The sequence below is a fragment of the Paenibacillus sp. 1781tsa1 genome, from assembly GCF_024159265.1.
Lineage (GTDB): Bacteria > Bacillota > Bacilli > Paenibacillales > Paenibacillaceae > Paenibacillus.
Window position 1 is genome coordinate 4382363 of sequence record NZ_JAMYWY010000001.1, and the last position, 20291, is coordinate 4402653.

The following is a 20291-nucleotide window of genomic DNA, read 5'->3' on the forward strand; positions in this document are numbered from 1 at the left end:
TTTTATACCAGATGGTCATAGACCGTCATCAGTTCAGAGGCTGGTCTGCTTGCATCCATATCCCGCAATGCAGGCTGGTCTCCGTAACCGATATGGAATACACCTAACACCTTCTCTTCAATTGTCAAACCCATCAAATTCATAAATACAGGATGTTGTTGATAATCATTGATCTTCCAAACCGCATTCAAACCCTGTTCCGCAGCCAGTATACTAAAGCGTTTGCTCCAGGCTTTGGCCGGCAGAAGATCATCCTCTCGGGCATTTCTAGGCGCCACGACAACCAGATGGGTAGGGATTGCTTCCGTGTATTGATATGTAGCCCAATCGCCGTAGCGATCAGCCAGATGGGGTGGATAGCTCTGTCTGACCGCTTCTAGATAAAGCTGTCGTCCTTCGCCTGCAAACAACATAAACCTCCAAGGTTCTGAACTCATCACATATAATGAAGGATCTGCTTCATCAAGCAACTTTCGTATAACCGACTGGGGTACTGGCAACGGACTGAATTCGCAAGTTCCTGCACGTCTTTTGCCGCTGCTTATATCGTGACTTAGACCGGTAGACATGGCAACTTCCCCTCCTCTATCTGCATGATATATCGTTCTCCTTCAACTGTCTTCACATCAACCATGTTTTCTTCGGTTCAATGGCTTCCGTTCTCCAGCGGTCTACCTCTTCGTGTATGCGCGCTTTATCACGCGTCGTAAATTCTTCTGACTCCACCACTTCCGCTTGCGGCATGCTATCACGTATCAAGTGAATGTAGTCCATGGAACGAATCAGAGACTGGCGTCCAGGGATGTACCTAATTTTGCGTCCTTCCAACAAGCAGTATATCTCAATCATCCCCGGTAATTTTCCGAAGGCTTCCCAGCAGAATGCACTGGCCATATGCTGAAACGCCTCAACTACGTTCGGATCATGGACAACCATATATTTCTGAATAAGTAGCGAATCCCAGCCTTCTGGTTGCCAGACGGCCTGAAATATCATCGACAAATGCATGGATAATGAAGGTAACTCCGTTCTCCACTGTTCAAAAAGAATGGCTGGATGCTTCAGATCATCGTTCATTGCAATGGCGAGTGACAATTCATCCGTGATCTTGCTCTTCACATCCCAGTAATGGAGAACAGATTCGAAACCATCCGCCTTTCTGGGCCACCATTTTTCAAGTAAATACTGTACGGGTACCTCTTTGCGAACATCGGGGTCGAGACTGTAAAAGGCATTGACCGCATGGCTCACCGCATATTGTACACGGTGCCTCCATTGCAGTGGAGGACGCTGCTCAGACACTGGTTCAGGGCGGATGAATCGGTGTGGGCTGCGCAGCATTTCTTCCAATCTGTAATCTTCAAGCAGACGTCCAGGAAGGTCATTCCTTCCGACTGGCATCGCTGCCTGAACATTATGTCTTAACATGATCTTTAGGATACCTGTAATCCGGCAGCAGCGAAGCGTTTGCCAAAGTCACGGCATGTTTCTTTCTCCTGCTCAAGCGGACTATATTCAATTTTCAACATCTCTGGAGATACCTCCGCCCCACGTTCTTGCAGCTTGGCAGCCGCGAGATCAACTGCACCACAGAACTGCTCATACGAGGTGTCACCACTACCAAACACCGCGGCTCTCTTACCACTCAGGTCAAGCTCATCCAGCTCCTCATAGAAATCAAGGAATTCATCTGGCAACTCCCCGTCTCCCCAGGTGTACACACCGATCATGAATCCGTCATAGTCCAATACATCAGATGCATTACAATCCGTAACGGATTTTAGGTCTGCCTCGTGGCCTCCCTGTGTAATTCCTTCCACAATCAGTTCTGCAATTTCTTCTGTATTTCCCGTCATGCTCGCATAAGCCACTAACAATTTAGCCATCTATGTTTCCCTCACTTTAGTTGGATCATGTAATATTCTCTCTATGAAGAAAGAATGAATTTTGGATTAACAAAATCATATGTGATAATGATTATCATTGTCAAATTAAATTTTTGGTTATCTTTGTTTTTCAGTATATGGCACACATTGAATTTCAACACAGCTAAACATCCTTCACCCTTTTATGATCAGATATAATAACTTCCTCCAATGATCCCGCCCCCCAACTGGCGTACAAGCCCTTTTTTGTTGTACAATAGTATCCAAATGACTTTTGAAGGATGGATAAATCATTATGTACGTAGCTAAGAATTGGAAGGACTATGAAGTAATCGATACAGGAGGCGGCGAGAAACTGGAGCGTTGGGGAGATGTGATTTTACGCAGACCCGATCCACAGATTATCTGGCCCCTTGAGCAAGAAACCAATGAATGGCGTCAGGTGCATGGTCACTATCATCGCAGTTCTTCCGGTGGCGGTAACTGGGATATGAAAAAGCCCATTCCCGAGCGCTGGACGATCGGATACGAAAACCTGAAATTCCACATTAAACCTACCAGCTTCAAGCACACTGGTCTGTTCCCTGAACAAGCCGCCAACTGGAGCTGGATGATGGATAAAATCTCCAATGCAGGACGCCCGATTTCTGTCTTGAACCTGTTTGCCTATACGGGCGGAGCAACAGTAGCCGCAGCTTACGCAGGCGCTTCTGTCGTGCATGTGGATGCAGCTAAAGGCATGGTTCAATGGGCCAAGGAAAATGTTCAATTATCCGGACTGGCTGATCGCCCTGTTCGTTTTATTACAGATGATGTATTCAAATTCGTACAACGGGAGCAACGGCGTGGAAATCGTTATGACGCCATTATCATGGACCCTCCTTCTTATGGCCGCGGTCCGAATGGCGAGACATGGAAACTGGAAGAAAACCTTTATCCATTCTTGAAGTCATGTATGACGATCTTGTCGGATAATCCATTATTCATGCTGGTTAACTCCTACACCACGGGTATCTCCTCCACAGTTCTGCGCAACATGTTGACCATGACGATGTCTGCTCAGTACGGTGGTGACATTACCGCAGGTGAAATCGGTCTGCCGATCACACGCAGTGGTCTGGATCTGCCTTGTGGTATTTTGGGCCGTTGGGAGTCCTAATCATGTCAGAACATCGGCATGATCACGATGCAATTCCGATTCTGTTCGAAGACAACCATCTGTTAGGTATTACGAAGCCGGTCAATGTACCTACCCAGGAAGATGCATCAGGTGATCCGGATTTGCTCACATTGCTGAAGCAAGATCTGAAAGAACGATATAATAAACCTGGCAATGTCTATCTCGGGTTAGTACACCGACTTGATCGTCCCGTTGGAGGGGCAATGATCTTTGCCAAGACATCCAAAGCAGCTTCGAGATTGTCCGAGACAGTGCGGGGACGTCATTTCCGTAAAATATATGCGGCTGTTGTACATGGCAAGTTGCCTGCACAGCAGGGAACGTTAAAACACACGCTTCTGAAAGATGCACGCACAAATACCGTTACCGTTGTACCTAAGGGTACGGCTGGCGGTAAGGATGCCGTTCTGGATTACCGTGTTATAGGGGAGACAGACCGTTACAGCCTCGTCCATATTGAACTGCACACCGGCAGATCTCATCAGATTCGAGTGCAGATGAAAGAAGTCGGCTGCCCTCTGTACGGGGATCAGAAGTACGGTGCAAGTGTGAATAAACCCGGGCAACAAATTGCTCTATGGTCTGTGATTGCAGCCTTTCCTCATCCAGTTACCAAAGAAGAAGTTATTCTACAATCTTTGCCTGCAAGAGAGTTTCCCTGGGCAGAATGGCCTGCTGCGGTGTACCAAAAAGCTTTTGAACAACCTATATAAATACGTGTTCAAAAAGACTGGTTTTCAGTACCGAGAAGATGGGATGAAGCTAGAAATGGAGTAGCGGAGCGTAGGAAAGCTACGTGAGCAACGGACATTTCGGCTGAATGCCATATTCGATGCTGATGATGCCGATAGGCATCCTTTGTAATCAAAAGCGGTGTTTTTGAACAACCTCTATAAGTGCACAGGATCAGGTTAGATCTGTCCATACAACGTGTCGTTCAGATTCTGTATCTGAACGACACGTTTTTTAATATTTCCAGCTATATGCCTAAGATACAGAGAGGAGACATTTTGATGACCCCATTTACCAAACAAGTCATTGCAATCATCGCAGCAATTCCCGAAGGTAAAGTGATGACTTACGGTCAGATTGCAGCCCATGCCGGTAGTCCAAGAGCCGCGAGACAAGTCGTACGAATCCTGCACTCTATGAGCCGCAAGGAACGTCTGCCTTGGCACCGCGTCGTCAATGCAAAAGGCGAAATCTCCATCCCGGATGAACACTCGCGTATGATGCAGGAAACAGAACTGATTAGCGAAGGTGTGGAGTTTCAGCTGAACGGAACCATTAATCTCAAACGGTTCGGACATGAGCCCGATCCTGTATTTCTTATCGATCCAACGATCCAGCCCGAATAAGATTACTCTCCCCATATTTCACACACCAAAAAAGAGAACTCAGGCAGTTAGGGGGTACCCCTCTTCAACTGCTAGAGATCTCTTTTTTGATTTTTATCTGATATTCGTTATGCTGTAGCCGTCGCTTTTTCCTGTTCTACCGTAACAGGTTCAACAGCTGGTTTTGTTTTACGAATAAAGAACGCCATAATTAAAGCAACCACGGTCATTCCGGTAGCCACGATGAATGCATAGTTAACACCGTAAATCGTTGCATCGGCGGTAGCAGCTAACATCGCTGTCTTATTATTAGGGTCTACTTGGCCAGCAGCCACTGCATCCGCCAGATGTGTTTTGAGCTTGCTGCTCATGATGGTAACGAGAATGGCTGTACCGATTGCACCGGCAACAGTACGCAATGTGTTGGACATCGCTGTACCATGTGCATTCAGACGTTGAGGCAGTTGATTCAGACCTGCTGTCTGGATCGGCATCATCAGCATCGACATACCGAACATACGAGCCGTATAGATAAACATCATGTAGCCGTAAGTAGTATCGATGGCCAGACGACTCAGTCCAAATGTTGTAATCGCCGTAATGGCAAGACCTGCAACCGAAAGCCAGCGAGCGCCTACCTTATCAAATATGCGACCCGTGATCGGAGACATGATCCCCATCAATATCGCACCAGGCATCATCAGAAGTCCTGATTCAATCGGTGAGAAACCACGAATGTTTTGCAGGAAAATAGGAAGCAGGATCATACCTGCAAACATCGCCATCGTCACAAGCATATTGATAATTGTCGTTAATGAATACATATTGTACTTGAAAATACGGAATTCAAGGAGCGGATGATCTGTTGTCAGTTGACGAATAACGAACAGAATCAGGGATATCGCACCTACGACGAGGCATCCAATGACAATTGCACTGCCCCATCCATCGGTACCCGCATCACTAAATCCGTAAAGCAAACTACCAAAACCAAGTGTAGATAAAATAACACCTGGATAATCCAGTTTAGGTCTGGACTGACGTGTTACGTTTTTGACAAAAGCAATACCAATTGCCGTTGCAATAATAGAGAATGGCAAGATGATGTAGAACAATAATCTCCAGGAATAGTGCTCAACTACATAACCTGAAAGTGTAGGCCCAATCGCAGGAGCCAGAATCATCGCAATCCCCATGGTTCCCATGGCCTGGCCGCGTTTCTCAATCGGGAAGATGGTCAGGAATACAACGGTCATCAGAGGCATCAGGATACCTGCACCCGCAGCCTGAATGACACGACCTACCATTAGAATGGTGAAGGTTGGACTAAGACCACAGACTAACGTCCCTATGGTAAAGAGAGTCATGGCTGTAATGAAAATTTGACGAGTTGAAAATTTCGCAATCAGATACGCCGTAACTGGAATCAGTACACCGTTGACGAGCATGTAACCCGTGGTTAACCATTGGGCTTTGTTTGCATTGATCGCGAGGTCTTCCATGATTTTAGGAAGAGCTACGTTCATCAGGGTTTGGTTCAAAAATGCCACGAAGGCACCAATTAACAATGCCGCTACAATCGGGCCTTTCTTGATGTTGTCCATCGCGGAGGATGGAGCTGCAGCAGTAGTCGTGCTCATATGTTGTTCATCTCTCTTCCTTGTAACTTTTCAATCATTTGACTATGAATTCTAAGTAGGTGCTCAAGATCTTCCTTCGATATATCCAGAATGGGCGACACTCTTTCCATCCACAAATGGTGCGTTTCCCGTTGGACCTTTTCCCCTTTATCCGTAATCTGAAGCTTAACGGATCGGCGGTCAGCATCTGAACGTGTCCGAACGATATACTCGCCCTTTACGAGCCGCTCCACAACAGCACTCATGGAACTGCTGCCCATATGGCATAGCTCAGCCACTTCGTTGATGCCGATGGAAGGACGCTCCCTCAGGATGGATAACACCATAAACTGAATCGAAGTCAACTCGATCTCCTTGTTTTCATTCCAGAATGCTCGAAAGAGCATTTGATTCACTTGGCGGAACGAATTGATAATATAGAATACTTCATACGTATCAGTCATTGATTCACCCTTTTACTTATGGAATATAATATTTCGTACACGAAATATCAGGGGAACAATTATTTATTATAACAAAAATATTTACATAGTCAACTCTTTACATATGAAATCACGAAAATAATATTGAGACATACTAAACTGTATTATTTCCTTGCCTTTCATCAACTAACCTGGACACAATGTGTATCATATGTAATTTGTAAATAAAATAACCATAGGGCCCCTGCATGAAACGAGCAGGTACTCCTATGGTTATTCAGAAGAATCAGCATTGTATTATACCGAAGTAGATAATGCAGGCTCTTTGGTTTTGGGTGTTGTCATTTTGCCTAACAGATATACCAGCAATTGTTGATTGTGCATCGATATGTTACTGAGAACAGAGTTCATGAATTCATTGCGGATGGTAATCCCCCGCTCTGTTTCCATTCTTCCTTTATCGGAAAGAGAAACCCAGACAATGCGTCGATCCTGATTATCCCGATTCCTGCGAATCAGATCATTCTTTTCCATCCGATCGAGCAGCATGGTTACGGCAGCTGGCGTAGTCGCCAGATAAGGAATCAGATCCGAAGGTTTCATCTTCTGATGATCCTCAAGCACCTCCAGAACAGCTAACTGAGCCTCCGTCAATGAGGGTGCCAGCTCTTGATCCATATGCAGTTTATAATCTTTGGTTAGTCTGGACCAGCACTTGGCAAAATCGGAATTATACATCTTGCATCGCTCCTCTCTGCAACCGGTTATCACTTCACCTGCTTAAGTTTTCGCCCTCCAAAGCCGCATTCCTGCTGCCTTTTTTCATTTTCCTAGCGATCGACCGTAATCGACGAAGGTTGTTAAACTTCGCATGGATGTGCTCTTCTAATCCGCCTTCGAACAACAAAAAAAGACTCTTCGCATGACAGGATTAGCTGCGCTGCGAAAAGTCTTATTTGCTTGTTTTTATGAAGTTGATGCTGGTTGATTCTCATTGAAGTCCCTCAGAAGTTCAACGATCTCGTCCTGTTTGTCCACAGGAACGAGCAGTTTGCCAATATGTTTGCGTTCAGTGATCGGAACACCTTCCGAAGAGATCGGATGCACGTGGCCTTCCTTGGTCATGACAGTGATGTTACGTTGCTCTTTGCAATAAAAAGCGCCAACAATACGACTGCCATTCGGTTTCACACGTTTGCCTTCCTTGAACTCGAATGTGGCAAGCCCCTTGCCTCCACGGCTCTGCACAGCATAATCTAAGAGTAATGAACGTTTACCATATCCCAAATCGGACAACACGGCAACTTCACCTTCATCTCCTGCAACCCATAGGGCGGATACAACTTCATCTGTATCTCTCAATTGAATACCACGAACACCACCAGATACACGTCCCATTGGATTGACCTCATCCTCACGGAAACGAATCGCCATGGCTTCTTTTGTAATCAACATTATATCTTGGTCACCCGTACTCAGATGTACAGATAACACTTCATCGTCCTTGCCCACCTTACAAGCTGCAACTGCTCCGGAACGTTTGGTAACGTAATCCTTCAGTTCCGTTCGTTTCACCTGTCCTCTTCGTGTGACGAAGACCAGACTGTGATTCGGCTCCTCAAAGGATTTCACAGCAAGCACACTTGCAATACGGTCGTCTTTCGCAAGGGGAATGACATTCACAATGGCTGTACCAGGGTCTTTCCACTTGAACTCAGGTACCTGATGAACTGGTAACAGGAAATACTGACCTTTCCTCGTAAAGACAAGCAGATTCTCAAGCGTATTTACTTCCAGAACCTGAGCGATATAATCGCCATCTTTTACACCACTTCCGCTCCGTTCACCACCAGAACGTGTAAAGGACTGCATGCCTGTACGTTTCACGTATCCTTCTTTGGATAACGTAACAAATACATCTTCCGCATTCACAAGTACCTCGAGATTAACCTTGAGTTCTTCCACTTCACCCTGGATCGCAGAACGACGGTCTATGCCGTATTTCTCACGAATCTCCATCAATTCCTTGCGGATGACTCCGATGAGCTTGCGGTCACTATCCAGAATGGATCGTAATTGCGCAATCTTTTTCATCAGTTCACCGAGTTCCTTCTCCAGAGAATTAATCTCCAGATTCGTCAGACGGTACAATTGCAAAGTAAGGATGGAATCCGCTTGACGTTCCGTGAATCCAAACATCCACATCAAGTTATTTTGAGCATCCTGCCGATTCTTTGACGCTTTGATCGCTGCAATGACCTCGTCAAGGATGTTAAGAGCTTTAACCAAGCCTTCCAGCACATGTGCACGGTCTTCCGCTTTCTCCAGCTCAAACCGGGTACGGAATGTAACAACTTCACGCTGATGGGCAATGTAAGCCTCCAGAATTGATTTCAATCCCATTTGCTGTGGTGCTTTATTCACAATCGCAACCATATTGAAGTTGTATGTGACCTGAAGGTCGGTTTTCTTCAGCAAATAAGCCAAAATACCTTGTGCGTCAGCTTCTTTTTTCAGCTCAACCACGATCCGTAACCCTTCACGTCCGCTCTCATCACGCACTTCGGCAATACCTTCTACCTTTTTCTCAAGTCTAATGTTCTCCATCGCTGTAACCAGACGCGACTTCACGACTTGATAAGGAATTTCGGTAATGACGATCTGCTGTTTGCCACCGCGCATATTTTCAATCTCGGTTTTGGACCGGATATAGATCCGTCCTTTACCTGTGCGATAAGCATCCAGAATGCCGTCACCGCCCATAATCAATCCGCCGGTTGGAAAGTCAGGGCCCTTCATGAACATCATGATCTCGTCCAGCTCAATTGACGGCTTCTCCATCACAGCGATGGAAGCATCAATGACCTCACGCAAATTGTGTGGAGGAATCTCCGTTGCAAACCCTGAAGAGATACCGCTGACACCATTAACCAGCAAGTTGGGATAACGGGATGGCAATACAACCGGTTCTTTGGCCGTATTATCAAAATTATCCTTAAACAGAACCGTCCGTTTCTCGATATCGCGAAGCATCTCCATCGCGATCGGCGACAAACGGGCCTCCGTATACCGCATCGCCGCTGCCGGGTCATCATCCTGTGATCCCCAGTTACCATGACCGTCCACGAGCATATGGCCCATTTTCCATGGCTGAGCCATCCGCACCATGCCCTCATAGATGGAGGAGTCACCATGTGGATGATAATTACCCATTACGTCCCCAACGGTTTTGGCAGACTTGCGGTAAGTCTTGTCAGGCGTATTACCTGAATCGTACATGGCGTACAGAATACGCCGTTGTACTGGCTTCAATCCATCCCGGACGTCCGGAATGGCTCGATCTTGAATAATATATTTGGAGTAGCGACCGAAACGGTCCCCTACGACCTCTTCGAGAAAGGCCGGCATAAATTGTTCTGATGGACTCATTCCAAGCACCTTCTATTCTTCGTACTCTGTAAAGTCGACGTTCTCTACAATCCAGCGTTTCCGCGGATCAACCTTATCACCCATGAGCGTAGATACACGACGTTCTGCTTTTGCTGCATCAACAATCTGTACCTTCAGCATCGCACGAGTTTCCGGATTCATTGTTGTCTCCCACAGTTGATCCGGATTCATCTCACCAAGACCTTTATAACGTTGAAGCTCAACATTATTACCGAATTCCTTCATATAATTCGCCAGTTCTTCATCCGTCCATGCATATCGAACACTCGCAAGCTTACCAGACTTACGAGTAAGTTTGTACAATGGCGGCTGAGCAATATATACTTTGCCTGCATCAATTAAAGGCTTCATATAACGATAAAAGAAGGTCAATAACAGCACCTGAATATGTGCGCCGTCCGTATCCGCATCGGTCATAATGATAATTTTGGAATAATTGCTGTCTTCAACTGCAAATTCGGTTCCTATGCCCGCTCCGATCGCCGCGGTAATGGCGCGGTATTCTTCATTTTTGAGAATGTCCGCCAGCTTTGATTTTTCCGGATTAAGCGGTTTTCCCTTAAGGGGCAAAATAGCCTGAATCTTTGAGTCGCGCCCTTGTTTGGCAGAACCACCTGCGGAATCACCTTCGACAATAAACAACTCATTTCGGGTAAAATCCTTGGATTGCGCCGGCGTCAATTTGCCGTTCAGGTTGGAACTTTCACTGCGTTTCTTGCCTGTACGCATATCATCACGTGCTTTGCGAGCTGCTTCTCTGGCTCTGGAGGCTTGCACCGCTTTGCGAATTAACGTTTGCGCTACCTGCGGGTTTTCTTCCAGGAACCGCTGAATATTCTCGGACACGACCGAATCCACAGCACTCCGCGCGGTTGCGCTTCCGAGCTGATCCTTCGTCTGACCTACGAACTCAACCTCTGACATTTTGACACTGATGACGGCCATCATGCCTTCACGCAGATCATTACCTTCGAGGTTTTTATCTTTTTCCTTAATCATGCTGGTTCGCCGTGCGTAATCATTCATTACACGGGTATACGCAGCCCTGAATCCGGTCTCATGAGTACCGCCGCCCCGAGTAGGGATCGAGTTCACGAACGAAGCCAGTGTCTCTGTATAACCCGCGTTATACTGGATTGCCACTTCGACTTCAATGTCATCCTTCTCCGCATAGAAGTGAATAACATCATGCAACACATCTTTATTTTCGTTAAGAAAAGCAACAAACTGGCTTGCTCCGCCTTCATACATGTATTCATCCTGATTGCCCGAACGTTCGTCCTTGAGCACAATTTTCAGACCAGAATTCAGAAAAGCAATCTCCTGAAGGCGTTCTGCCAATGTATCATAATTAAATTGAATGCCATTCTGGAACACCCGAATATCCGGTTTGAATGTCACTTTCGTACCTGTCCGATTGGTATTGCCCAACACTTCGAGACCGGAGACCGGTTCACCGACATGTTCAATCCCTTTTTTGTCCTTCCAATACTCGAATCGCTGACGATGAATCTTACCATCACGGAAAATCTCGACTTCAAGCCACTCGGACAATGCGTTTGTAACTGACGCACCTACACCGTGCAAACCGCCTGATTTTTTGTATCCTGATCCACCGAACTTTCCGCCTGCGTGCAAAATCGTAAACACGACCTGGGGAGTAGGAATCCCTGTTTTATGTATACCTGTCGGAATTCCCCTTCCGTTATCCTGAACCGTAATAGAACCGTCCTTATGCAGCGTGATATCGATTTTGGAGCAGAATTTGGCGAGATGTTCGTCGACAGCGTTGTCGACAATTTCCCATACCAAATGATGTAAACCCGAAGTGCTGGTGCTGCCGATGTACATCCCCGGCCGTTTCCGTACCGCTACCAACCCTTCAAGTACTTGAATGTCGTCCGCGTCGTAGCCTGAAGACCCCTGTCCTCCGCCTGTCGAACCTGCCGACATATCGATTTGCTCGACCATTCATGCTCCCCCTTCTTAACTTGCAACTAAAAAAATGCCTAAAATGCAAACAGATGTTTTCTTATCCTTGTCCATTTTAATTCAAGATATCCCGTTTCGTAAAGACAAGGAATGACACAATGAGTGAAGCAACGCCCCAAACACTAAGCACAATAAGAGAAAAACCTAAATTCATACCCTCGATTGGCGGTAATCCACCTGACAAATAATCAGGAAGTTCGAGGTTAACCATGAACAGATATTTGGCTGTCTGCCAGGATGCAGCCATACTGGTCAAGATTGTTCCTGCAATCAGAGCGGCCATCATGATAACGATACTTGCTGCTGTACTTCGCACAAGTACGGATACCATAAATGCAAGCATAGCCACAATAACGCTCACAAACCAGATCAATCCTGCCTGCATAAGCATATACAACCACTGGTCTACAGCATGCACTGCCGACATATCGACATCTGTTCCCACAACTTTGAATCCTGTGAAGATTGGCATGTTGAAGCCTTTGTAACCAAAGACCGCACCCGATATGACATAACATATAATGTAGGCTGATACCACGATGATCGAGACAAACATAATCAGCGTAATTAATTTGCTCAGAAGCACTTTCCAGCGTCTAACCGGACGCGTTAAAAGCATTTTAATCGTACCTGTCGTACGTTCACCTGAAACAAGATCTGAAGCAATAGCCATGATTAACAGTGGAATAAACAATCCAACTGCATTGTTCATGAACTCCCGTGTAAAGGTAACACCACCCGGTTCTTTTGGATTGATGTCATTTTCGAGATAATACTGCATCTGCTGGATATACACTGTTCTATATTTCTTGTACTCTTCAGGTACCCGATCGCTACCGAGCGAGTTTTGATTGTCTGTGATGGCCTGTTGCAGTTCAAGCCGCCAATCGCCGCCAAACTTGTCGCGATTATTCTCCGCAGATTTCATCTGGGCATACGTAAACATCGGTACCAGGATCGCAAGTACAATAAATATAATATAAAGCCGTTTTTTCTTCACCATCTTAATCGTTTCATTCCGGATCAGCGGCATGATATTACTCAATGGATTCACCTTCTGTCATTTTTAAGAATAGTTGTTCAAGCGTAGGCTGAATCCGCTGTACCCCTTCAACTTGTACACCAGCTTGAACCATCTGTTGTACCATATCAGGAATGCGATCTTCATGCATCTCGGCAACCACAGCGTTGGGACCAAGGCCCGCAACAATGGTATCATCCATTACATCCGCAGGTCGACTTACCAGAGCAATTTCTGCATCCAGTAACATCTTTTTGCCTTGCTCAAGTGGGGAAACATGCCATATCGCCAACTTGGAATGATCTTCAATCAGTTCGCTTACGCCTCCAACGGCAAGCACACGCCCTGCACTGATAATCGCTACTCTGTCACAGAGAAGCTGGATCTCACTTAACAAGTGACTGCTGACAAATACAGCCATCCCTTCACTCGCAAGTTGTTTAATAAAGACACGAAGTTCCTTAATTCCTTTTGGATCAAGGCCATTCGTCGGTTCATCCAGAATGAGCAGACGAGGCCGCCCAAGTAACGCTTGTGCAATACCGAGCCGCTGACGCATACCAAGTGAGTATGTTCTGACTTTATCGTGAATACGCTGATCCAATCGTACAATATCCACAACTTCCTGGATACGATCATTATCCACTCCCGGTTGCATGCGGGCAAAATGTTCCAGGTTCTCCCATCCGGTCAGATAGGTATATACCTCGGGATTTTCAACAATGGAGCCTACATACTTCAAAGCGCGCTCAGGGTCCCGATTCACATCATAACCACAGACTTTAATTTTCCCTTCTGTCGGTTTGATCAGATCCACCAGCATCCGTATCGTTGTTGTTTTCCCTGCACCGTTTGGACCGAGAAATCCAAAGATCTCACCAGGTTTTACGTCAAATGTAACGTCTTTAATGATCCACTTGCGCCCGATCCGCTTCTTCAGATGCTGTACAGACAGGACGGAATCATACTGCTGCTCTGCCATTTAATTTCCGCTCCCTTCTGCCGGTGTATCCGCCTGGAATTCCTGTGCAATCCGAACTGCAATTTGCTCATAACCTTGTCCGTTTGGATGAAAATGATCTGACGAAAGATACTCCCCCAGATGATTTTCAAATAAATCGAATGTAGGGACAAGTGTCATCTTATCCTCATTGTTTAAAATAGCCAGTGCAGCATCGTTCCAAGCGGCAACAACTGCATTCCCTGGCTTCTCCAATTCTTTCACATCACCAAATGGATTGTACAACCCTATGTACGCAATCTGTGCATCGGGATTGATTTCTTTGACTTTCTTCAAAATCTCTTGAAGGCGTTTGGACGTTTCGGGTAAAGCCGCTGCCAGCTGCTCTGCTGTTGGCGGATCTTCCCCCTGTAGAACTTGCCCTCCCTGGAACAGATCATTCGCGCCAATGGATAGCAAAATAAAATTGGACTGCTGCAGGACGTAACGTACGCCTTGCTCATCGAGTTTTTCCAATAAAGCATCCGTTCTCAAACCGTTCACACCCAGATTGTTAAGAACCTGAACGTCATATCCTTTATCTTTAAGCAGGTTCCCTGCACGTCTCACAAAACCGAGTCCCTCATCATCCCCCGTACCTCTTGCCAGGGAATCGCCAATGACGGCCATCCGAATCTTGCCATCTTCCACTACAGCGGGTTCTCCTTCCTTATCCTTGGATGGAGCAGTTGCCTCCTGGCCTGTAGTTAACGCTGAATCTCCCTCGGGGAAAATCACGTCTTTTATAGCGTATCCAAATCCAAACAACAACAACAAGGTTGCCAAGATGGATACTGTACTGACGGTTCTCCAGATCCATGGTGCTGAATCAAGGCTTTTTTTCTTTTTCATCATCACATCTCCGCTCATGTACACCAGTCTGGGTGCTTAATAATTTATAATGACTTTACATCAAGGCGTGTCTGAAAATCCGCTTGCTTCGGAGTTTTCAAGACACGCCTTGATGATGCTATTCCTAAATAACATAAATGTTCTGTCGTTAATTTGCAAATTTTGCCGCTACATTCGCAGAATTCATTTTCGATATGTCATTTAACGGAAAAAAGGTTATGCCATACACAGATTTCAACTGTGCTGGCATAACCTTGTGAAAAAGAAAGTTCATACTTTCTTCATTATAATTGCTTATTTACCGATAAACTCTTGAGCCCAGTATCCGTTGTAGAACCCTACACCGATATGCGTAAAGTTTTTGCTCAGGATATTGGCACGGTGTCCTGCACTATTCATCCAGGCTGTTACAACTTCCTGAGGTGTTTTTTGTCCTTTGGCAATGTTCTCACCTGCATAGCTGTAAGTTACTCCGAATTGTTTCATCATATCAAACGGAGAACCATACGTAGGTGACTGGTGATCAAAATAGTTATTGTTGCTCATATCTTTTACTTTGGCTACAGCTACTTTGTCCAGAAGAGCATCTGAAGTCAGTGCGCTCAGACCTGCTTTGGCACGCTCAGCGTTCACAAGCTTTACAACTTGCGTAGCAAAGTCGGATTGTGTGCTTTCGCTACCATTATTACTTGTATTGTTACCTGTGTTACCCGTGTTTGAAGGATCTTTAGCCGGTGTCGTTGCCGGTTTTTCTTCTTGTGTTGGTTGTGCTGGTTTAGTCGGTTGCTCAGGCTTAGTTGTCGGCTGAGTTGGCTTTGTAGTCGGCTGAGTTGGCTTTGTAGTCGGCTGAGTTGGCTTTGTAGTCGGCTCAGCAGGTTTGGTCGTTTGATCAGGCTGTGTAGCAGGCTTCTCTACGATTTGCCCCTCGGATACAGTATATCCGTTTTGTTTCAGCCATTTCTCCAGATATGCTTTCAGGCTGTCTGTACTTGTAATTTTGTAAGTGGTGACAGTCTTATATGTTGAATCTGCAGCAGACGCGGAAGCAGGAAGCATTACACCTACGGCCAGTACGGCTGTCAGACTACTCGTTACGACAGTTTTCATCCATTTCTTTTTCAAATTCATTCATCTCCTTAAGATTAGTTATTACAACTTTGTAATTAATACTCTAGCAGTATATCAATTCAACAGGAGATTGTGAACCTATAAAATATGGAAAAGTAACTTTTTTGTCATTTTCTAGAATGTATCAGATCATACTGAGAGCGTGCCCTGCCTGCCTCTATCCCTGCCTATAAAAGCATAAAAAAAAGACATTCAGACTAAAAATATTAGTCGAATGCCGCTTCACCATCTATTTATCAGTCACTACATCAGAACGTGCAGATCCGGATATCATGAGAATTTCCATGCAATAGAAGAAACTTATTTTATACTATAGAAGAACTTTACTGAACCGATAACCTCTCTTCTGAAAACCAATGTGCTCATAAAAAGAGTACGTTGTTGAAGTCACTTCACGGTTCGCACCTGTGACAAACAGTTGTTTACCACCTTGCTGTCTGCCCCAATCTTCGGCACGAGCCATCAGACGACGGCCAATACCACCACCACGATGTTCTTGACCTACAATCAGGGAAGTAATTTGTGCGGCAGGTTCTGGATAGGCATGACTTTGCACACATTGCAAGCCAATCACACCAATAATTTGTTCATCCACTTCGGCAACAAGCATGCATGCGTTAGGATTGGTTTCCAAACATTCAATGCGTTCTTTCATGACATTGGCTGTTGTCGGATAGCTGACCTCTCGCATCAGTCCCGTTACCGCTTCAGCATCTCGCAGTTCACACTCTCGGATCATCAGTACAGGGGCCTCAACATTATTGGACATGATTTACCTCCACTTTCAGCATATTAGCGGCTTGCACCGCTGTTTTACGAGCTTCTTCCACATCTTGGCCAGCACTTAGCGCTACAGCCATTCGGCGTCCTACTTTGGTCTCAGGTTTGCCAAATACACGAATCTGAGTACGAGGAAGAGCCAACGCTTCTTCAATCCCGCCTACAGTAAAGTCAGATGTTTCATCATTAGCCTTCAGCGTCGCTGAAGCTCCCGGTGTCAACAGATGTACACCTGTAACCGGAAAACCAAGAATTGCACGTACATGCAGCGCAAACTCGGAACTGTCTTGCGTCACCATTGTAACCATACCTGTGTCGTGCGGACGAGGAGATACCTCGCTGAACACAACACCATCCGATGTTAGGAACAATTCCACTCCAAACAGTCCATAGCCGCCAAGTTCATCCGTAACGGATTTGGCAATATGACAAGCCTGCTCCCATTGCTCAGGAGTCATCGCATGAGGCTGCCACGATTCGACATAATCCCCATCTTTTTGAATGTGGCCTATCGGAGGACAGAATACGGTGCCTGATACAGACCTAACGGTAAGTAATGTAATCTCACTGTCAAATTGCACAAAGCTCTCCACGATGACACGAACGGATTTGCCACGAGCCCCCGAAAGAGCAATGTTCCAGCAATCCTCCACATCCCCCGGTGTACGGCATACACTCTGCCCTTTGCCGGAAGAACTCATCAATGGTTTAATAACACAAGGTGTGCCAAGCTCACGTACGGCATCCTGAAGTTGTTCCAGGTTATCCGCAAAAAGGTAATCAGCTGTAGGAAGTTTCAATTGTTCGGCTGCAAGACGACGGATGCCTTCGCGATCCATCGTTAGACGTGCAGCTCGGGCAGTAGGTACTACACAAAATCCCTCTTCCTCAAGCTCCAGTAAAGCTTCTGTTGCAATAGCTTCAATCTCAGGTACGATGTAATGAGGTTTTTCTTTACGGATCAATTGTTTCAAAGCTTCGGCATCCAGCATGTCGATGCAGTAAGACCGGTGCGCGACCTGCATTGCAGGTGCGTTCTCATAACGATCAACAGCGATCGTCTCTACACCCAGTCGTTGGGCCTCAATAACGACCTCTTTTCCCAATTCTCCACTGCCTAATAGCAGCATTTTTTTGGCTTGAGCCGTAAAAGGAGCACCCCACATGTTCTTTCCAATCCTCCCAAAGAGAAATCTTCTATATATCTGTCTCTCTATTTTCGGGGTTTTGGTTAAAGATTGCAAGAGTGCTCCCTATTTTTCTTGTGAATTTTACAAGATTTTTTGTGTTTTTTCGATCAAATTTTACAATTACCGCTTACAGATTCGATACTCTTTCCATTCCTCCCAGAATTAAGGAAAAGTTAAAAGGGAAGATTTTAATATTTCAGAGAATCGGAATACACAAACAAATCCCAAATTTAAAATCTTGGGATTTGTCGATTCTTTTCTCTGAAAATTTCATTATGTGAGGAAACGTAGGCCATCTTGGGTGCGTCTGGTGTCATGTATTGTTTCGCACTATTGACTGCAACAATCGCATCATTGAAGGCTCCGGCAATGAGTCTGACTTTGCTCTCGTGGGTCGCACAATCCCCTGCTGCAAAAACACCTGGAAGACTCGTCTGTGCATGGTGGCTCATTCGAACCATTCCATCGTCCATTTCTATGCCACAACTGGCCAGATCACTTAAATTGCTTTTATATCCGTGACTAACAACGACTTCATCCACTTCCAACACGACTTTGTCCTGACTTTCCATATGCGTAATCACAACTTGATGGATTCGTTCACCATTATTGTGAAGCTGCGTGATACTATATGGTGTTCTCACATCCGTTATATTGTTCATCTCGCTCACATTTCGTTCCATTGCACGGAACTCATTATTCCGGTGGATTACGACTACACTGTGTGCAAGTTTAGCAAGTTCAATTGCCCAGTCTACTGCACTGTTGCCTCCTCCTGAAATGAGCACACGTTTCCCTGAAAAATGTGCTGGATTTTGCACGGTGTAATGAAGATTTTCATACTCACATTCAATTGGCTCCTGAAGCTCCAGCTTCTGAACTTCTGCGACACCACGGCCTACCGCAACAATAATCGTACGCGTATAATGGATATCCCCTTCAGTGGTAAACATACTCCATATTCCGTTATCCAGTCGAGTGAACCTTTCCACTTTGCAATTCAATACAAACGTTGGATTAAACGTATTGGCCTGCTGAACAAGCCACTCGATCAACTTCGAACATTTCATAGGCGGTAGACCACCTACATCCCAAATTGTTTTTTCCGCATAGGTATGCAGAAATCCACCAAGCTGGTCTTTACCTTCGATGATTTTAACTTTCATGTCACGCATCCCTGCATAAAAAGCCGCATACATGCCTGCAGGTCCGCCTCCAATGATGGTTACATCATAGATATCTTCTTCATTCATCTTGAACACACCCTGTTAATTTAGTTATGAATTCGAGATACATGTAACATTACCAGTTTGTTTATTTGTTTTTTTCTTCAAAAGCAGCAACAATATCATCAATGACATATTCGTCGGCAAGCGGAGACATTCCCAGATTGAACCATTCCTTGCCACCCACCATGTAAACATGGTCCTGCTTGACAGCTTTCAGGTTTTTCCATAACGATGTCGATAACATATCTTCAAATTTCTTTTTAATTTCCGGATTAGTCTCATCATCCAGCTGAACGATCAGATGATCTGCGTCGTATTCAGGCAGTACTTCCAAGGATACGGACATGGCCGTTTGATCTTTCGGGAAATTAGGAAGTGGCTTCATTCCCAATCGTTTGTGGACAAAGTTTCCTCGGTCAAGATTCTCTCCATGCAGTACAATTTCTTTTTCCATTACTCTAATGTAGAGAACAGTCTCTTCACCAATCAGCTTATCCAATTTGTCAGCAGTTACCTTTTCCTTAGCGACCAAATCCTGAATAACCTTTTCTGCCTGCTCTTCTTTGTCCAAAATTTTGGCCATATCCCGCAGTTCATCACGCCAATCATCACGCTGTGGTAAAAGTACGGTAGGGGCAATCAGAGTAAGCTGATCATAGTCCTTTTTGGACCACCAGTCAGGAGCGATAATTAAATCCGGAGCTGCCTCCATGAGGGCTTCAAAGTTAGGCGTTCTTCCTATTCCCATTTTCATCGTGTTTGCGAACGGTTCCTGCAAGTAAGAAGGAAACTCCTCATGGTAGTTCTGTACAGCAATGGGTACGATCCCAAGTGAATATAAAAACTCTGGATATACAACAGACAGACCCACTATTTTTTGTGGGTTTACCGGGATTTCAATTTCTCCCATTTCCGTATTCACTTTCTTCACCTGACTTGCTTCTGTCGTTGAAGAATTGGCGGTACCCGCTTCTTTGCCTTCACTCGTAGACGCTTCTTTACCTGCTGCCCCACAAGCCGAAATAACGAGCATCAACATCATTGTACATATGACGGTTAACCATCTGAATCTCATTCTGTATGTACCCCCTATAGGTCGTTAATATATGACAATGTCTAATCAATAATAATTATCATTATCACTAAGATATAGGAGTAGTATAATCAAATATGTTCAGGCATGA

General features: G+C 45.4%; 19 protein-coding genes. 3 read left to right on the forward strand and 16 right to left on the reverse strand.

The genetic code is table 11. The features are described from left to right. Nucleotides 1-2 precede the first annotated feature (2 nt). The 3 genes from NKT06_RS19715 to NKT06_RS19725 are packed head-to-tail and all read right to left on the reverse strand — an operon-like array spanning nt 3 to nt 1886. Complete coding sequence (locus NKT06_RS19715) at nt 3-569, reverse strand: nitroreductase family protein (protein ID WP_253438329.1); 567 nt, start codon at nt 567-569, stop codon at nt 3-5. Between the two features lie 52 nt (nt 570-621). Beyond that, nucleotides 622-1428 (reverse strand): hypothetical protein, encoded by an 807-nt coding sequence (locus NKT06_RS19720; protein WP_253438331.1) that lies wholly within the window; start codon nt 1426-1428, stop codon nt 622-624. Nucleotides 1429-1433: 5 nt separating this feature from the next. Then, on the reverse strand, nt 1434-1886 hold the full coding sequence (locus NKT06_RS19725; protein ID WP_017687802.1) for a flavodoxin: 453 nt from the start codon (nt 1884-1886) through the stop codon (nt 1434-1436). Between the two features lie 295 nt (nt 1887-2181). On the opposite strand from NKT06_RS19725, the gene NKT06_RS19730 reads away from it, so the two are divergent. The 3 genes from NKT06_RS19730 to NKT06_RS19740 all read left to right on the forward strand — a co-directional run bounded on the left by NKT06_RS19730 (nt 2182) and on the right by NKT06_RS19740 (nt 4424). Beyond that, the gene (locus NKT06_RS19730; RefSeq protein ID WP_017687801.1) at nt 2182-3045 is read left to right on the forward strand and encodes a class I SAM-dependent methyltransferase; all 864 of its coding nucleotides are present in this window, start codon (nt 2182-2184) and stop codon (nt 3043-3045) included. A 2-nt stretch (nt 3046-3047) separates the two neighbouring features. Then, on the forward strand, nt 3048-3779 hold the full coding sequence (locus tag NKT06_RS19735) for an RluA family pseudouridine synthase (RefSeq protein WP_253438333.1): 732 nt from the start codon (nt 3048-3050) through the stop codon (nt 3777-3779). Nucleotides 3780-4079: 300 nt separating this feature from the next. Continuing rightward, the gene (locus NKT06_RS19740) at nt 4080-4424 is read left to right on the forward strand and encodes an MGMT family protein (RefSeq protein WP_253438335.1); all 345 of its coding nucleotides are present in this window, start codon (nt 4080-4082) and stop codon (nt 4422-4424) included. A gap of 107 nt (nt 4425-4531) precedes the next feature. Here NKT06_RS19740 and NKT06_RS19745 read toward each other — a convergent pair whose 3' ends face one another. From NKT06_RS19745 to NKT06_RS19805, 13 genes are all read right to left on the reverse strand, one after another. Continuing rightward, nucleotides 4532-6043 (reverse strand): DHA2 family efflux MFS transporter permease subunit, encoded by a 1512-nt coding sequence (locus tag NKT06_RS19745; RefSeq protein WP_253438337.1) that lies wholly within the window; start codon nt 6041-6043, stop codon nt 4532-4534. Further along, nucleotides 6040-6486 carry a MarR family winged helix-turn-helix transcriptional regulator gene (locus NKT06_RS19750; RefSeq protein ID WP_253438339.1) on the reverse strand — a complete coding sequence of 149 codons (447 nt, stop codon included), beginning with the start codon at nt 6484-6486 and terminating at the stop codon, nt 6040-6042. The genes NKT06_RS19745 and NKT06_RS19750 overlap by 4 nt, the downstream gene beginning before the upstream one ends. A gap of 276 nt (nt 6487-6762) precedes the next feature. Further along, nucleotides 6763-7203 carry a MarR family winged helix-turn-helix transcriptional regulator gene (locus NKT06_RS19755; protein WP_253438342.1) on the reverse strand — a complete coding sequence of 147 codons (441 nt, stop codon included), beginning with the start codon at nt 7201-7203 and terminating at the stop codon, nt 6763-6765. Between the two features lie 228 nt (nt 7204-7431). Next, on the reverse strand, nt 7432-9894 hold the full coding sequence (gene gyrA, locus NKT06_RS19760) for a DNA gyrase subunit A (RefSeq protein ID WP_253438344.1): 2463 nt from the start codon (nt 9892-9894) through the stop codon (nt 7432-7434). A 12-nt stretch (nt 9895-9906) separates the two neighbouring features. After that, a complete protein-coding gene (gene parE, locus NKT06_RS19765) occupies nt 9907-11886 on the reverse strand; it encodes a DNA topoisomerase IV subunit B (protein ID WP_253438346.1) in 1980 nt (659 codons plus the stop codon). A 76-nt stretch (nt 11887-11962) separates the two neighbouring features. Beyond that, entirely contained in the window at nt 11963-12952 is a 990-nt protein-coding gene (locus tag NKT06_RS19770; RefSeq protein WP_253438348.1) for an ABC transporter permease, read from the reverse strand. Beyond that, nucleotides 12945-13910: an ABC transporter ATP-binding protein gene (locus NKT06_RS19775; protein ID WP_253438351.1), complete on the reverse strand. Its 966-nt coding sequence runs from the start codon at nt 13908-13910 to the stop codon at nt 12945-12947. Before NKT06_RS19775 ends, NKT06_RS19770 begins: the two co-directional genes overlap by 8 nt. Further along, nucleotides 13911-14783, reverse strand: a complete 873-nt coding sequence (locus NKT06_RS19780) for a GDSL-type esterase/lipase family protein (RefSeq protein WP_367399868.1) — start codon at nt 14781-14783, stop codon at nt 13911-13913. Nucleotides 14784-15074: 291 nt separating this feature from the next. Beyond that, nucleotides 15075-15902, reverse strand: a complete 828-nt coding sequence (locus tag NKT06_RS19785; protein WP_253438354.1) for a CAP domain-containing protein — start codon at nt 15900-15902, stop codon at nt 15075-15077. A 316-nt stretch (nt 15903-16218) separates the two neighbouring features. Next, the gene (locus NKT06_RS19790; RefSeq protein ID WP_253438357.1) at nt 16219-16677 is read right to left on the reverse strand and encodes a GNAT family N-acetyltransferase; all 459 of its coding nucleotides are present in this window, start codon (nt 16675-16677) and stop codon (nt 16219-16221) included. Beyond that, entirely contained in the window at nt 16667-17854 is a 1188-nt protein-coding gene (purT, locus tag NKT06_RS19795; RefSeq protein ID WP_253438360.1) for a formate-dependent phosphoribosylglycinamide formyltransferase, read from the reverse strand. Before purT ends, NKT06_RS19790 begins: the two co-directional genes overlap by 11 nt. Nucleotides 17855-18108: 254 nt before the next feature. After that, entirely contained in the window at nt 18109-19131 is a 1023-nt protein-coding gene (locus NKT06_RS19800) for an NAD(P)/FAD-dependent oxidoreductase (protein ID WP_253438363.1), read from the reverse strand. 61 nt (nt 19132-19192) lie between these two features. Beyond that, nucleotides 19193-20182 carry an ABC transporter substrate-binding protein gene (locus tag NKT06_RS19805; protein WP_253438366.1) on the reverse strand — a complete coding sequence of 330 codons (990 nt, stop codon included), beginning with the start codon at nt 20180-20182 and terminating at the stop codon, nt 19193-19195. Between the last annotated feature and the right edge of the window lie 109 nt (nt 20183-20291).